Origin of the sequence: Roseibium sediminis, assembly GCF_008711325.1 — a bacterium.
Classification (GTDB): domain Bacteria; phylum Pseudomonadota; class Alphaproteobacteria; order Rhizobiales; family Stappiaceae; genus Roseibium; species Roseibium sediminis.
Genome location: NZ_VXDB01000006.1, coordinates 75,223 through 88,727 on the forward strand (window position 1 = coordinate 75,223; position 13,505 = coordinate 88,727).

The window sequence follows — 13,505 nt, forward strand, 5'->3', positions numbered from 1 at the left end:
GTTGCATTTTTGCAACGTTTGGTCGTAACGATACGTCCGATCTTCAAAAAGCTCTTTGCAAGCACAAGGAGCTCGCGTACACATTTGCAACGGCTCGCCACGGGCCGGATCAGTCACCATTTCATCTGAACCCCAAACAAGAAGGAGGGCGTACATGAATGCAATTGTCAGCACACTCGCACAGCGCCATCCGATTGGGTGTTCCTGGGCTGATTACCGCGCTGCATAGGGCGCCTCTTTTCTAAATCCTCAAACTTCCCGACGTCTGGCGACAAGCCATTGCGTTCCTCTGGAACCTGCTGCGGCCTGTTTTCGTGGCCGTTTTGCCGACGTCTTCATTGATCTATTCGCTTCGGAGAAGACTGATGTCTGCCCGTTTCCCCTATGATCCGTTTGCTCGTCCTGAGCTTCCGGATGTTCGGCTGCCTGAGGTCAAGTTTGACCGGGCGCCGCGATTTACCTTTGCAAAGGCGTTGAAGGTTGTTTTGGCCTTTCTGGCTGCCATACTCGTTTTGTCGATGATCCTGTTTGTTCCGGTTCTGGTCGGGCAAGTGACTCGCATAGACGCGATCATGCTGGCTGGAGAACTTCTTCCTGCCTATTCCTTTGCAGACAGGTTGCTTGACCTGTTCTTCGGCACTTTCATTGTGGCCTCCGCTGTCTTGAGTTTCCTCGCAGCGGTCGCCCTTTCGGCTGGCTCGGACGATGATCCGTTTCCCCAGCCTCTTGATGACCGGCGCGATGCTGCTACTTCGAAAACAGGCCATCGCGAGCTGGTGGGCAAGGTGAAGCATGTTTAAGTTCTTTGAAAACCTGGTCCAACCCTTCGAGGACACGTCGCTGGATGTGCCCCCGAAGGGCTTCTGGGCCTTTTGTTGGTTCTATTCGCGGCCCGTTTGGCCCCTTCTTCTGGCCGTTGGCATCATTGGCGCGTTCATAGCCGTGTTTCAGGTGATGGTGTTCACGTTCCTCGGGGACATCGTCAATTGGCTCGCAGACGCCAACCCCGAGACTTTCTGGACTGACAACTGGCAGCACCTGCTGTGGATCAGCATTGTCATTCTTGTGATCCTGCCGATATTCGAGACAGCCTGGGAGCTCCTGTTTCATCAGGGGATTCTGGGAACCTATCCCATGTCGGTGCGTTGGCGTGTGCATCGCTATCTGCTGCGCCAGAGTATCGGCTTTTATCAGAACGATTTCGCTGGTCGGATTGCCAACAAGATGATGCAGACGGCGCTCGCCGTTCGCGAGGTCGTGACCCGGATTGTCGATATACTGGTCTATGTTCTGGTCTACTTCACCAGTGCCGTGTTCGTTGTGGCAGAAGCTGATCTGATTTTTGCCACGCCGCTTCTTGTCTGGTGTCTGGCCTATGTGGTGGTGCTTCGGGTCTTCGTTCCGAGGCTCAAGCGTATCAGCCAGGAGCAGGCAGACGCCCGTTCGCTGATGACCGGGCATGTGGTCGATGCCTATACGAACATTGCGACGGTCAAGCTGTTCTCCCACGCGTCTCGCGAGGAGGCCTATGCCCGCGTTTCGATGAGTTCGTTTCTGCAGACCGTCTTCGGTCAGATGCGTATGGTCACGATTCTCAACGTTTCGCTCCACCTGATCAACACCCTCCTGCTGTTTTCGATCGGCGCTCTTGCGATCCTGTTGTGGCAGCGTGGGTCGGTCACGACGGGTGACATTGCCATTGCCGTTGCCCTTGTCTTGCGCTTGCAGGGCATGTCGCAGTGGATTCTCTGGGAAGTGTCCGGGCTCTTCGAGAATATCGGCACCGTGCAGGATGGCATCAACACGATTTCCCGGGATCGGGATGTGGTTGATCAGCCGGGTGCGAAGTCGCTGGATGTGTCTCAGGGAGAAATCCGCTTCGATCAGGTTCGCTTCCACTATGGCAAGGCCAACGGGGTGATCGAGAACCTCAACCTGACAATCCACCCAGGTGAGAAGATCGGTCTGATTGGCCGCTCCGGAGCCGGCAAGTCGACGCTCATGAACCTGCTTCTGCGGTTCTATGACCTTGAGGGAGGTCGTATCCTGATCGACAATCAGGATATCTGCAGTGTTCTTCAGGACGATCTGCGTTCGCAGATCGGCGTGGTGACGCAAGACACGTCCCTGCTGCATCGGTCAATCATGGAGAACGTTGCTTACGGCCGTCCGGACGCGTCGAAAGAAGAGGTCGTTGCAGCCCTGAAGAAGGCCCACGCATGGGACTTTGTGCAGGGGCTCAGCGATCAGGCTGGTCGCGCTGGTCTTGAGGCTCATGTGGGCGAGCGCGGGGTCAAGCTCTCTGGCGGACAGCGTCAACGCGTTGCCATTGCCCGTGTGCTTTTGAAGAATGCTCCGATTCTTGTCCTCGACGAGGCGACCTCGGCCCTCGATTCCGAGATCGAGCTGGCCATTCAGGACAGCTTGTTCGACCTGATGGAGGGCAAGACCGTGATTGCCATCGCCCACCGACTTTCCACGATTGCCGCCATGGACCGGCTCATCGTCATGGACAAAGGGCGAATCATCGAAGAGGGCACACACCAGCAGTTGCTGGATCAAAATGGCCTTTATGCCCAGCTTTGGTCCCATCAGTCCGGTGGGTTCCTGAGCGATGAGAAAGCTGCCTAAATTGCCAAGCTGCCCGGCGTTCTCGTTCGAATGCCGGGCAGGTTTTTCGCAGACGGTTCAGCAAAAGGCGATTTTACCTGCGACATATGCGTATTGGTCCTATGGTTGAGCTGGACAAGCGGCGCGAAGGGTGCAAAAAGACAATCCGCTTCAAGCCGGTGCGTGCACTTGCCGCACTTGGCGGCCGTTGAGACCCGTTCTGAACCGCCTATCCTTACTTGCATTGCGAAGTGGGGCCTGCGGTCTCAAGCGGGCTTTCGGTTCATGTTGAACAGGTTTCGAGAGGACGCGACCTTGGCACATACGGATCAGGCGGAACCGACCCGCCGCGATTTCCTCTACATTGCGACAGGCGCCATGGGTGCTGTCGGGGCTGGCGCTGTTGCGTGGCCTTTTATTGATCAGATGAACCCGGATGCATCGGCGCTGGCGCTTGCTTCCATCGAAGTCGATGTTTCGGCTGTCGAGGAAGGTCAGTCCGTCACGGTTCAGTGGCGCGGCAAGCCGGTTTTCATCCGCTACCGGACGGCTGCGGAAATCGAGACAGCCAACGCTGTTCCGGTTGAAGACCTTCCGGACCCGCTGGCACGAAATGCCAACCTTGCCGCAGACGCTCCGGCGACAGACGGCAACCGTGGTGCGGAAGGCAAGGAGCAGTGGCTCGTTCAGGTGGGTATCTGTACGCACCTCGGCTGCGTTCCGCTCGGCGATGCCGGTGACTTTGGTGGCTGGTTCTGCCCATGCCACGGTTCCCACTACGACACAGCCGGACGTATCCGCAAAGGCCCAGCACCTGAGAACCTGCTGATCCCCCCTTATGCGTTTGTCGAAGATTCAAAAATCAAGATCGGCTGACGGCCAGGATCTGAGGAGAAACCCATGGCTGGACACTCTGAATATGTACCGCAGAGCGCTGCGGCAAAGTGGCTTGAAAGCCGCTTGCCGGTTATTTCGCTCGTACGCGGTTCTTTTGTCGACTTCCCGACCCCGAAGAACCTGAACTACTGGTGGACCTTCGGCGGGATTCTGTTCTTTGTGCTGATCTCGCAAATCATCACCGGCATCGTTCTGGTGATGCACTACACGCCGAGCACCGCTGCTGCCTTCAACAGCGTTGAGCACATCATGCGTGATGTGAACTTCGGCTGGTTGCTGCGTTATCTGCACTCCAACGGCGCATCGATGTTCTTCATCGCCGTCTACATCCACATTTTCCGCGGTCTCTACTACGGGTCATACAAGGCTCCGCGCGAGATCTCCTGGATTCTGGGTGTGATCATCTTCCTCATCATGATGGCAACCGCCTTCATGGGCTACGTTCTGCCGTGGGGCCAGATGTCCTTCTGGGGCGCGACCGTTATCACCAACCTCTTCGGCGCACTGCCGGTGATCGGTGAAACCATCGTGACTTGGCTGTGGGGTGGCTTTGCCGTCGACAATCCGACGCTGAACCGCTTCTTCTCGCTGCACTACCTGCTGCCGTTCATGATCTTCGGCGTTGTCATCCTGCACGTGTGGGCGTTCCACACCACGGGCAACAACAACCCGACCGGCGTTCATCCGAAGTCCAAGCAGGACACGATCCCGTTCCATCCGTACTACACGGTGAAGGACGCCTTCGCGATCGTCGTGTTCATGATCCTGTTTGCATGGTTCGTGTTCTATTCGCCGAACTACATGGGTCACCCGGACAACTACATCGAGGCAAACCCGCTCGTCACGCCTGCACACATCGTTCCGGAATGGTACTTCCTGCCGTTCTACGCGATCCTGCGTGCGGTTCCGGACAAGCTGGGCGGCGTTCTCCTGATGTTCGGTGCGATTGCCGTGCTGTTCATCCTGCCGTGGCTCGACACCTCCAAGGTTCGTTCCGGCGCCTATCGTCCGCTGTTCAAGCAGTTCTTCTGGATCTTCGCAGTGAACGCTGTTGCGCTTGGCTACCTCGGTGCCATGCCGGCAGAGGGTATCTACGTGATCCTGTCGCGGATTTGCACGGCTTACTACTTCGCGCATTTCCTTCTTATCCTGCCGCTGCTTGGCTTCCTTGAGCGTCCGACACCTCTGCCAGCTTCCATTTCCGAAGCTGTTCTGAAGGATGGCGGATCGGGATCCCCTGCCGGTGCCGTTTCTGCACCGCAGACGAAGTAACGCGAGCCGATCAGGAGTTTTGAGAAAAATGAGCACCATGATCAAAATGGTTCGTGCCCTGACTGCAGCCGCCGCTATCGCGGTTGCAGCCCCGGCTCTCGCTGCGGGCGGCCACAAGCCGGAAGTCGATCGTTACCAGTGGTCCTTCGCCGGCCCGTTCGGTACCTTCGACCGCGCTCAGCTGCAGCGTGGCTTCAAGGTCTACAAGGAAGTCTGCGCAAGCTGTCACGGTCTTCGTCTGGTTGCCTTCCGTAACCTCGCCGAAGAAGGTGGCCCTGGCTTCACCGAAGAGCAGGCCAAGGTGATTGCATCCGAATATACCGTCATCGACGGTCCGGATGATGCCGGTGACATGTTCGAGCGTCCGGCTGTTCTCGCCGACCGCTTCCCGTCTCCGTTCCCGAACGAGAAGGCGGCCCGTGCATCCAACAACGGTGCCTATCCGCCGGACTTCTCCCTGATTGCCAAGGCTCGCGCAGCGCATCGCGGTTTCCCGTGGTTCGTCTTCGATGCCTTCACGCAATATGCGGAACTGGGCCCTGACTATCTCGTCTCCCTTCTGACGGGTTATGTCGAGGCTCCCGAGCACATCGAAGTGCCGGATGGCCAGTACTACAACGACGCGTTCCTTGCAGGCCAGTTCATCTCCATGGCACCGCCGCTGTCCGACGAGCTCGTCGAGTACACCGATGGTACTGCGATGACGACCGAGCAGTATGCCAAGGACGTTTCCGCGTTCCTGATGTGGGCTGCCGAGCCGCACCTCGAAGCACGCAAGCAGATGGGCTTCCGCGTCATGATCTTCCTGATCATCTTTGCGGGCCTGCTCTACTTCACAAAGCAAGCCGTCTGGCGTGATGTGAAGCACTAAGCAGCTGCAAGGCACTGGAAATCTGAAAGGCCGTCGGTTCTCCGGCGGCCTTTTTGCTTATTTCCGACAATGCGGTTTGACACGAGCTGATTCTGGCGGACATATCGGGACCGGTTTTGTTATGAGGGTTGGTTATGACGGACACGGTGCTGGGTGTTGTTGGCGGATCGGGTATTTACGATCTGCCGGGCTTGGAACAATCCGAGTGGGTGAGTGTGGAAAGCCCGTGGGGCATGCCATCGGATCAGGTTCGAATTGGCCGCATTGACGGTCTGAAGGTCGTTTTCTTGCCGCGCCACGGACGAGGGCACGTTCACTCGCCGACCGACATCAACTATCGGGCCAACATCGATGTTCTGAAGCGCTGCGGAGTAACCGACCTGGTTTCCGTTTCGGCCTGTGGCTCGCTGAAGGAGGAACTTGCTCCGGGAACCTTTGTGCTGGTTGATCAGTTCATTGATCGCACATTTGCCCGCGAAAAAAGTTTCTTTGGGGCAGGGTGCGTTGCCCATGTCTCCATGGCCTTCCCGGTGAGCCCAAAGCTCGTTGACACCGTGGAAGCGGCGGCTCGCGCAGAAAATCTCGCCTATCGGCGGGGCGGCACCTATCTCGCCATGGAAGGCCCCCAGTTTTCATCCCTGGCAGAGAGCCACCTTTACCGGGGCTGGGGCTGTGATGTGATCGGCATGACGAACATGCCGGAAGCCAAGCTGGCCCGCGAGGCGGAGATCTGCTACTCGACCGTCGCCATGATCACCGACTACGACAGTTGGCATCCCGATCATGGTGAAGTTGATATCCAGTCGATCATTCAGGTGCTTCGCGATAATGCTTCCAATGCCCAGAGGCTTGTCGCCCGCATTGCCCGGGATATCCCGAGGGTCCATGAAACCTGCCCGATCGGTTCAGACAGTTCGCTCGAATACGCCATCATGACGTCCCCTGAAGCGCGCGATCCGGAGCTCGTCTCAAAGCTTGACGCTGTGGCTGGTCGTGTGTTGCGCCGAAACTGAATGCGGGTGTTTCAGGTCTGACGAAGACCCGATAACTTTGCTATAGAGATGTGTCGGCCTTGAGTTTGCTCAAGGCCGCACTGGTGTCTGACCCAAGTGAGAAAAATGATGTCCGACCAGACGGTTCAAGACGAGCTCATTGCTTCCATCCGCACAATCAAGGATTACCCGAAAGAGGGTATTCTGTTTCGCGACATCACCACCTTGCTCGGGAATGCACGTGCGTTTCGCCGGGCAGTTGATGCACTGGTCCAGCCATGGGCTGGCTCGAAGGTTGATCAGGTCGCCGGGATAGAGGCGCGCGGTTTCATTCTTGGCGGGGCTGTTGCGCACCAGCTCTCCGCAGGCTTCGTGCCCATCCGCAAGAAGGGCAAGTTGCCCCATGACACTGTCCGCATTGCCTATTCGCTGGAATACGGCATCGACGAGATGGAAATGCACAAGGATGCAATCAGGCCCGGAGACAAGGTTATCGTCGTGGATGACCTGATTGCCACCGGAGGCACGGCGGAAGCTGCCTGTAAACTGCTTCAGTCCATGGGCGCTGATATTGTCGCTGCGTGCTTCATTGTCGATCTGCCGGACCTTGGCGGGCGGCAGAAGCTTGAGGCGCTGCATGTGCCAGTTCGCACCCTCGTGGAATTTCCGGGACATTGATCCGCAGGCTTCATGGATACTGACGACTTTTCAGAACCGGATTTTTCCGACGGATTTCGGAGCGACTTCGAAAGCCTGCTTTCGTGGCGTAGGGATGTGCGCCATTTTCGCAAGGATCCCGTCCCCGATGATGTTCTGGAGAGGTTGCTGGAGCTTGCGGACCGGGCTCCTTCGGTTGGCAACAGCCAACCCTGGCGGATCGTACGTGTGGACGATCCGGAGCGGCGTGCAGGGGTCATCCAGATCCATGAAGAGGCCAATCGCGAGGCATCGGCAGCCTACGGAACCAGTGAAAAGGCGGAGGCCTACCGGAAACTCAAGTTGGCAGGACTTCGCGAGGCTCCGGTGCATCTTGCGGTGTTCGTTGATCCGGATCCGGAGCAGGGCCATGGGCTTGGCCGTGCAACCATGCCCGAGACGCTGGCCTATTCCGCAGTTGGCATGATCCAGACGCTCTGGCTGGCTGCGCGGATCGAAGGGGTAGGCCTTGGGTGGGTCTCCATTTTGGATCCCGTTAGGATAGGTTGTATTCTTGATGTTAACCCAAGCTGGAGTTTTATTGCCTATCTTTGTCTTGGCTACCCGGAAAAGAACTATGATACTCCGGAGCTTGAGCGAAAAAGATGGCAAGCAAGGACGCCACTTTCCGACCGGATTTTGAAGCGGTGAGGACACGCGCATGACTATAATCGTTCGATCGACCCAGGATGAGGATCATGACGTGATCCATGACCTGCTGGTGAACAGGTGGACGAGCCCCGAGATGTTGCTGGACGGCGATCTGATCGATGCGTCACAACTACCCGGCTTTGTTGCTTTTGAAGGGGATGAGCTCGTCGGCCTCGTGACCTTGATCATTCGCGACGACGAGTGGGAAATCCTGACCCTAGACAGTGTCAACCGTTGGGGTGGCACCGGCTCCAAGCTTCTGGAAGCGGTGATCCATGATGCACGGATCAAGGGCGTAAAGCGCGTGACCGTCCGCACATCCAACGACAATCTGGATGCGTTCCGCTTCTATCAGCGCCGTGGATTCCGCTTGGAAAGGGTCCGCCCGGGCGTGATTGACGAGGAGCGGGCAAAGAACCCGGACATCCCCCTCCGCGGCGACTATGGCATCGAAATTCGCGACGAAATTTTGTTTGCCCGCGCTGTTTAAGCCTCATTCGTGACGATGGAACGCGCCGGGTCAGGCGTGTTCCGCAATCTGTGGGCGTCGCTCCAGGAAAACCTTGCTCCTGAAATAGAAGACCGGTTCACCGTTCTGATTGGTGCCGTGATTGTCGGCGTAGATCAGGCCCCACGCCGGACGGGTAGAGGAATTTCGCTTGTCGGCCACGATCGTATGATAGCTGATCGTGTCGCCTGAAAAGACCGGCCGCAGCCACTTAAGATCCTCAAATCCGGGTGAGGGGCCATAGCGAGCCGGAACACGGCCGTCTGCCAGCGCTTCCATATGCAGGCGTTTGTGGGTCGCTACCAGCAGCTTCATGTAGACCGATGCCGTGTGCCATCCGGACGCGCACAGGCGTTTGAAATGGGTTTTCGCAGCTTCTTCCTCACTGAGGTGAAACGGTTGCGGATCGTAGTTCTCGGCAAAGCGGATGATTTCGTCTTTGGAGAAGGTGTGGGAGCCCAGATCCAGCCGCTCTCCGATTTCATAGTCTTCGAGAAACTTGCTCACGAGGTCACCCGCTTTTTGAAGAGAATTGGGTTTTCCTGAACCATGACGGTTTTGCCCGCCTGATTCCTGACTTCGACCTTGAGCGAGACGAGGCCAAGATCCGGTTTGGAGCGCAGCTCTCTTGTCTCTTTGACATGGGCTCTTGCGCTGAGCACATCGTCGGGGAAAACAGGGCCCTTCCAACCAAGCTCCTTGATGCCGGGAGAGCCCTGACAGGTGCTGTTGTTCAGCAGGTTTTGCGCAAGCAGAGCCATGGTCATGGATGCGGTATGCCAGCCCGATGCGGCGAGCCCACCGAGCATGGACGCCTTGCCCGCCTTCTCATCCAGATGAAATGGCTGCGGGTCGAACTCCGCCGCAAAGGCGATGATCTCTTCCTTCGAAACCGTCTTCGTGCCGAGGTCAAAGACCTGACCGGGTTCGAAGTCTTCAAAAAACAATCGGTCTTTCATGAAAATGATCTAGCCCAAGGCGAGGCGCTTTGCCAGAGGCAAGCACCTGCCGACCGGCATAAGTTTTGGCGTTGCGAAACTCAGTCGAAATAGATCTCGTTGTCTTCCAGATAGACATTGCTGGCTTCGCAGATATCGATCGAAATCGGCTCGTCCAACACCTCACTGTTGTCTTCGCCCAGCCAGCCTACCTGAAAGAGCTGGTCGCAATTTCCGGTGTCTGCCGTGAATTCCGCTCTTGCAGATTGGGATGGCTCAAGCATGTCCACAAGCCAATTCTGGCTCCAGCCATTGCCGTCATTCGTGTAGAAACCGGTGACGATATTGTCTGTCGTGTTGTTGTAAATCTGGAAATAGCCTTCAGACCCCGTTCCAGCTGTTGCCAGCGTACCTGTGGCCAAAAGCACTGTTGCTGCCACGCAAATGCCGAATTTGTTCATACACCGTTCCCCAGTCTGCTGGTCGATACCTCTGCTCGTTTTGCGAGTAACGCATGAGGCAAGGAACTTCGCAAGATTTATCAATGGCGGATCTGTAGTCTTCCCGATGAGTTTCAGACAAACTGAATAAGCGGAATTCCAGACATGCCCAAACCGGGTCCTGCCTATATCAGGCGCTTCGAACGCGTGATTGATCACATTGCTGATAATCTGGATAGAAAGCTTGATCTCAACTCTCTTGCAGAGATTGCGGCGCTTTCGCCATGGCACTGGCATCGGATCTGGCAGTCTACATTCGGAGAGTCTGTTATCGGCACGGTGAAACGCATGCGCCTTTATCGGGCCGCCACGGATCTGGGGCACACGGACATGTCCCTCGACAGGGTGGCCAAGCGTGCCGGCTATGGCAGTCAGGCGGCGTTCAATCGCAGTTTCAGGCAGATGTTTGAGGAAACGCCAGCTGTCTTTCGCGAGCGGCACAGACACAAGGTGATCCGTCGCACCGAACTTTCTTCCATGCTGGCAAACCCTTCAGGAGAAGCAAACATGTATGATGTCGAAATCAGGCATATCCCGTCGGAAACCTTGGCGGGCATCCACCACACTGGGGCGTACACCGGGATCAGCAAGTCCTTTGAACAGCTGTTTGGATATCTTGCCTTCAATGACCTTTTTGAAAAATGCGGGGCGGTCAAGGGACTGTATTTCTCCGACCCTACCTCTGTTGCCGAGAAGGACCTGAAATCCATGGCGGGTGTGGTCGTGCGGGATGAGTTCCCCTTTGCTGCCCCTTTGGAGCGTCATGAAACACGCGGAGGGGATTACGCCGTTCTCACTCACAAGGGGCCATATTCGGAACTGGCTTCGGCCTACCAATGGCTATACAGCGCGTGGATCACAAGTTCTGATCGCGAACCGGATGATGCACCGGCAATGGAAATCTACCTCAACAATCCAAGAGACGTCGCGCCTGCCGATCTTCTGACCGAAATCTGCATGCCTCTGAAATAGGTGAGAGCATCAAATTCATAACGGCCAGAAGACGAGAATGGCTGGCAGGGATACGGCAAGGACCAGAAGTTCCAGCGGCAGGCCCATGCGCCAATAGTCGCCGAAATGATAGCCGCCGGGACCCATGATGATGGTGTTGTTCTTGTGCCCAATCGGCGTCAGGAAGGCACAGGAAGCAGAGACTGCCACGCCCATCAGGAAGGCGTCCGGATTGACGTTCAGCGTATTGGCAATCTGGACGCCTATTGGGGCTGCTATCAGACAGGTGGCGACATTGTTCAGGAAATCCGAGAGGGTCATGGTGACGACCATCAGAACCGCGAGCGTTACCCACGCAGGGGCTGTTTGCGTCAGGCTGACAATCCCGTCTGCCAGGAGCTGGGCGTTGCCGGAGGTCTCAAACGCCTGTCCGAGCGGTATCAGCGAGCCGAGCAGGACAATGACCTTCCATTCCACGGCTTCATAGACTTCTGTTCCGCTGACAAGCCCTGCCGCCACATACAGGATCGTGCAGGCTGCAAGTGCGACCGGCAGGTAAACCAGTCCGGCAACCGCAGCGATGATTGCAAGCGCAAAACCGGCAATTGCGAGCCGGGCCTTGTTTCGTTGCATGACATGAGTGTTCTTGCCTTCCAGCGGCAGAACGCCCAGCCATGTGGCGGCAACGTCAATACGTTGCGGTGAGCCAAGCAGAAGCAATACGTCGCCTGGCTCGATTTCCATATGGCGCACGCGTTTGTGGACGTGTCGCCCGCGCCGGGAAATGCCGAGAAGCGTCACGCCATATCCATGCAACAGGCGAAGACTGAAAGCCGTGCGCCCGGCTATGCGTGCACCGTCAGGAACAATGGCTTCGCGAAGGGATAATCCGCCACCGGTCAGTCCGGCCTTGTGCTTCTCAGAGCCGGCAAAGTCGAGCTTGGCTGCTCCCATGAAGCCTTCGATGGCCTTCGGATCTCCTTCGACGACCAGATAGTCTTCGGCAAGGATTGGTTCGCGTCCGGCAAACCCGCGCAGGCGGCGTCCATGACGGATCAGGCCAACGATGTTGATGTCCTTTTCGTCGGCGAGGGGGTAGAGGTCGCCAACCGTCATGCCTTCGCCGTCCAGAGATCCCTTGGCAATCTTCAGTTCTGCGACATAAAGGCTGGCAACCGGGTCCTTGTCATCCACCTTTTCCTGAAACCGTTTGGGCAAAAGGCGCCATCCTAAAAGGGCGACGAACAGGATGCCGACGGCTGCGACAGCCAGACCAACCCAGGCAAAATCGAACATGTGAAACGGTTCGCCGAGGGCGTCCTGCCGGTACTGGGCGATCACGATATTGGGCGGTGTGCCGATCAGGGTGATCATGCCGCCCAGGATCGTCGCGAAAGATAGCGGCATCAAAGAAAGGCCGACCGCGCGACCTGCCTTGCGGGCCGCTTCCAGATCGAGCGGCATCAAAAGCGCAAGGGCTGCGACATTGTTGATGATGGCCGACAATCCGGCCCCTGCGACGGAGAAAATGCCGATATGCGAGGAAAGACCGCGATCTGCGGAAATCAATTTGCCCGCAAGCAACTCGATCGCTCCGGAGTTCATCAGTCCGCGCGAGACGATCAGGACCAGCGCGATGATCACCACCGCTGGATGGCCGAACCCGGAAAAGACATTGTCGGTTGGAACAAGCCCGGCCATTGTCCCGATGATCAGCGCCGCAAAAGCAACCAGATCATAGCGGATGCGCCCCCAGATCAGCAGCGCAAAGACTATCCCGAACAAGGCGAAAAGGGCAGTTTGTTCAAAGGTCACGTCGGCGAAACTCCGTCGGCAGGCGAATCAGTTCATTCGCCAGCCTAGGAAGTTTGACCTTGTTTTGCGATACCCCTGCCGGGGCGCGGTGTTGGTGGAACTTACGCAGCGGTTTGTTTTAGACCACTTTCACCCGCAGCAGATCAAAGCCCTCGATTTCTCCAACCATCACATCGCCCTTTTCGACAGGGCCCACGCCCGCCGGGGTTCCGGTGAGGATGACATCCCCGGCAGCCAGCTCGAAATAGTCCGAAAGGTAGGAAATCATTTCGGGTACCTTCCAGATGAGCTGGTTGAGGTCGCCGTCCTGCTTTTGAACGCCATTGACCGAGAGGGTCACCTTGCCGCTTGCCGGATGGCCCATTTCGGCGGCCGGGACGATTTCACCGATTGGGGCGGAGTGTTCAAACGCCTTGGCGACTTCCCACGGCCGTCCAGCTTTTTTTGCCGCAGCCTGAAGATCGCGGCGGGTCATGTCGAGGGACACGGCATAACCGTGGACATGATCCAGGGCGCTGGCCACCGGGATGTTCGTGCCACCTGATTTCAAGGCAACTGCCAGCTCTATTTCGTGGTGCACATCCGACGTTTGGGCAGGATAGGGAAATTCGCCGGACGAATTGAGGTTGTCCGGGTTCTTCTGGAAGAAGAAGGGCGGCTCCTTGTCCGGGTCGTGCCCCATCTCGATGGCATGGGCGGCATAATTGCGGCCTATGCAGTAGACGCGCCGAACGGGAAAGAGATCGTCCGTGCCCTTGATCGGAAGGGCAGGGGTCTTTGGAGCGGGAATAACAAAGGCCATTT

Annotated in this window: 15 protein-coding genes; 10 read left to right on the forward strand and 5 right to left on the reverse strand. The window is 57.1% G+C overall.

Annotated features, from left to right (window positions below):
• Positions 1–365 precede the first annotated feature (365 nt).
• The 9 genes from F0155_RS07560 to F0155_RS07600 all read left to right on the forward strand — a co-directional run bounded on the left by F0155_RS07560 (position 366) and on the right by F0155_RS07600 (position 8,479).
• Positions 366–800 (forward strand): hypothetical protein, encoded by a 435-nt coding sequence (locus F0155_RS07560; protein WP_150523894.1) that lies wholly within the window; start codon positions 366–368, stop codon positions 798–800.
• Positions 793–2,631 (forward strand): ABC transporter ATP-binding protein, encoded by a 1,839-nt coding sequence (locus tag F0155_RS07565; protein ID WP_150523895.1) that lies wholly within the window; start codon positions 793–795, stop codon positions 2,629–2,631. The genes F0155_RS07560 and F0155_RS07565 overlap by 8 nt, the downstream gene beginning before the upstream one ends.
• A 264-nt stretch (positions 2,632–2,895) precedes the next feature.
• Complete coding sequence (petA, locus tag F0155_RS07570) at positions 2,896–3,486, forward strand: ubiquinol-cytochrome c reductase iron-sulfur subunit (RefSeq protein ID WP_192913774.1); 591 nt, start codon at positions 2,896–2,898, stop codon at positions 3,484–3,486.
• 24 nt (positions 3,487–3,510) lie between these two features.
• A complete protein-coding gene (locus F0155_RS07575) occupies positions 3,511–4,779 on the forward strand; it encodes a cytochrome b (RefSeq protein WP_150523897.1) in 1,269 nt (422 codons plus the stop codon).
• A gap of 28 nt (positions 4,780–4,807) precedes the next feature.
• A complete protein-coding gene (locus tag F0155_RS07580; protein ID WP_150523898.1) occupies positions 4,808–5,650 on the forward strand; it encodes a cytochrome c1 in 843 nt (280 codons plus the stop codon).
• Between the two features lie 134 nt (positions 5,651–5,784).
• Positions 5,785–6,663, forward strand: a complete 879-nt coding sequence (locus F0155_RS07585) for an S-methyl-5'-thioadenosine phosphorylase (RefSeq protein ID WP_150523899.1) — start codon at positions 5,785–5,787, stop codon at positions 6,661–6,663.
• A 108-nt stretch (positions 6,664–6,771) separates the two neighbouring features.
• The gene (locus F0155_RS07590) at positions 6,772–7,320 is read left to right on the forward strand and encodes an adenine phosphoribosyltransferase (protein ID WP_150523900.1); all 549 of its coding nucleotides are present in this window, start codon (positions 6,772–6,774) and stop codon (positions 7,318–7,320) included.
• 12 nt (positions 7,321–7,332) lie between these two features.
• Entirely contained in the window at positions 7,333–7,989 is a 657-nt protein-coding gene (bluB, locus tag F0155_RS07595) for a 5,6-dimethylbenzimidazole synthase (RefSeq protein ID WP_150523901.1), read from the forward strand.
• Between the two features lie 10 nt (positions 7,990–7,999).
• The gene (locus tag F0155_RS07600; RefSeq protein ID WP_150523902.1) at positions 8,000–8,479 is read left to right on the forward strand and encodes a GNAT family N-acetyltransferase; all 480 of its coding nucleotides are present in this window, start codon (positions 8,000–8,002) and stop codon (positions 8,477–8,479) included.
• 30 nt (positions 8,480–8,509) lie between these two features.
• Here F0155_RS07600 and F0155_RS07605 read toward each other — a convergent pair whose 3' ends face one another.
• The 3 genes from F0155_RS07605 to F0155_RS07615 form a co-directional block, all read right to left on the reverse strand.
• The gene (locus tag F0155_RS07605) at positions 8,510–9,004 is read right to left on the reverse strand and encodes a MaoC family dehydratase (RefSeq protein WP_150523903.1); all 495 of its coding nucleotides are present in this window, start codon (positions 9,002–9,004) and stop codon (positions 8,510–8,512) included.
• Entirely contained in the window at positions 9,001–9,456 is a 456-nt protein-coding gene (locus F0155_RS07610; protein WP_150523904.1) for a MaoC family dehydratase, read from the reverse strand. Before F0155_RS07610 ends, F0155_RS07605 begins: the two co-directional genes overlap by 4 nt.
• A gap of 80 nt (positions 9,457–9,536) precedes the next feature.
• Entirely contained in the window at positions 9,537–9,896 is a 360-nt protein-coding gene (locus F0155_RS07615) for a hypothetical protein (protein WP_150523905.1), read from the reverse strand.
• A 144-nt stretch (positions 9,897–10,040) separates the two neighbouring features.
• On the opposite strand from F0155_RS07615, the gene F0155_RS07620 reads away from it, so the two are divergent.
• Positions 10,041–10,907, forward strand: a complete 867-nt coding sequence (locus F0155_RS07620; RefSeq protein WP_150523906.1) for an AraC family transcriptional regulator — start codon at positions 10,041–10,043, stop codon at positions 10,905–10,907.
• Positions 10,908–10,922: 15 nt separating this feature from the next.
• On the opposite strand, the gene F0155_RS07625 is transcribed toward F0155_RS07620, so the two are convergent.
• Together F0155_RS07625 and F0155_RS07630 are read right to left on the reverse strand one after the other, a co-directional pair.
• Entirely contained in the window at positions 10,923–12,701 is a 1,779-nt protein-coding gene (locus F0155_RS07625) for an SLC13 family permease (protein ID WP_150523907.1), read from the reverse strand.
• A 118-nt stretch (positions 12,702–12,819) separates the two neighbouring features.
• Positions 12,820–13,503 (reverse strand): fumarylacetoacetate hydrolase family protein, encoded by a 684-nt coding sequence (locus F0155_RS07630; RefSeq protein WP_150523908.1) that lies wholly within the window; start codon positions 13,501–13,503, stop codon positions 12,820–12,822.
• Between the last annotated feature and the right edge of the window lie 2 nt (positions 13,504–13,505).

What these genes read in the sequence shown, in the direction of transcription:
- F0155_RS07560 (WP_150523894.1), top strand. Translation starts at nt 366, where the DNA reads ATGTCTGCCCGTTTCCCCTATGATCCGTTTGCTCGTCCTGAGCTTCCG.
- F0155_RS07565 (WP_150523895.1), top strand. Translation starts at nt 793, where the DNA reads ATGTTTAAGTTCTTTGAAAACCTGGTCCAACCCTTCGAGGACACGTCG.
- petA (WP_192913774.1), top strand. Translation starts at nt 2,896, where the DNA reads ATGTTGAACAGGTTTCGAGAGGACGCGACCTTGGCACATACGGATCAG.
- F0155_RS07575 (WP_150523897.1), top strand. Translation starts at nt 3,511, where the DNA reads ATGGCTGGACACTCTGAATATGTACCGCAGAGCGCTGCGGCAAAGTGG.
- F0155_RS07580 (WP_150523898.1), top strand. Translation starts at nt 4,808, where the DNA reads ATGAGCACCATGATCAAAATGGTTCGTGCCCTGACTGCAGCCGCCGCT.
- F0155_RS07585 (WP_150523899.1), top strand. Translation starts at nt 5,785, where the DNA reads ATGACGGACACGGTGCTGGGTGTTGTTGGCGGATCGGGTATTTACGAT.
- F0155_RS07590 (WP_150523900.1), top strand. Translation starts at nt 6,772, where the DNA reads ATGTCCGACCAGACGGTTCAAGACGAGCTCATTGCTTCCATCCGCACA.
- bluB (WP_150523901.1), top strand. Translation starts at nt 7,333, where the DNA reads ATGGATACTGACGACTTTTCAGAACCGGATTTTTCCGACGGATTTCGG.
- F0155_RS07600 (WP_150523902.1), top strand. Translation starts at nt 8,000, where the DNA reads ATGACTATAATCGTTCGATCGACCCAGGATGAGGATCATGACGTGATC.
- F0155_RS07610 (WP_150523904.1), bottom strand. Translation starts at nt 9,456, where the DNA reads ATGAAAGACCGATTGTTTTTTGAAGACTTCGAACCCGGTCAGGTCTTT.
- F0155_RS07615 (WP_150523905.1), bottom strand. Translation starts at nt 9,896, where the DNA reads ATGAACAAATTCGGCATTTGCGTGGCAGCAACAGTGCTTTTGGCCACA.
- F0155_RS07620 (WP_150523906.1), top strand. Translation starts at nt 10,041, where the DNA reads ATGCCCAAACCGGGTCCTGCCTATATCAGGCGCTTCGAACGCGTGATT.
- F0155_RS07630 (WP_150523908.1), bottom strand. Translation starts at nt 13,503, where the DNA reads ATGGCCTTTGTTATTCCCGCTCCAAAGACCCCTGCCCTTCCGATCAAG.